At 33.3% G+C, this 270-nt stretch carries 1 protein-coding gene; it reads right to left on the bottom strand.

The window, feature by feature from the left end; translation table 11 throughout:
• The coding region (locus tag ACYYG1_RS17480; protein ID WP_461211613.1) for a hypothetical protein at window positions 1-270 on the bottom strand (270 nt) is incomplete at both ends.

Genomic DNA, 270 nt, shown 5'->3' with positions numbered 1-270 from the left:
CATTAACCATTACAATACCCATACCTGAAAACATATTGCCTAACACATGCATTACTGGATTGCCAAAGAATTCAATACAAATAAAGGATAATGCAAAAGCAATAAAGCCATAAGCCATCGTATTAGTTTTAGAAAATTTACGAATATATTTCAAAGAAAAAGCTGTTAGAATACCACCAATATTACCAATAGCAGTAACAATGGCGGTATAAGCTGTGCCTTTGCCCTTACCAGCTAAGACAATCGATTGATTAGCCATAAAAGTCATTA

The organism is Desulfocurvus sp. DL1XJH-121, from assembly GCF_054819825.1.
Note: the sequence above shows the minus strand (reverse complement) of the source record. Positions and strands in the feature narration are given on the sequence as shown.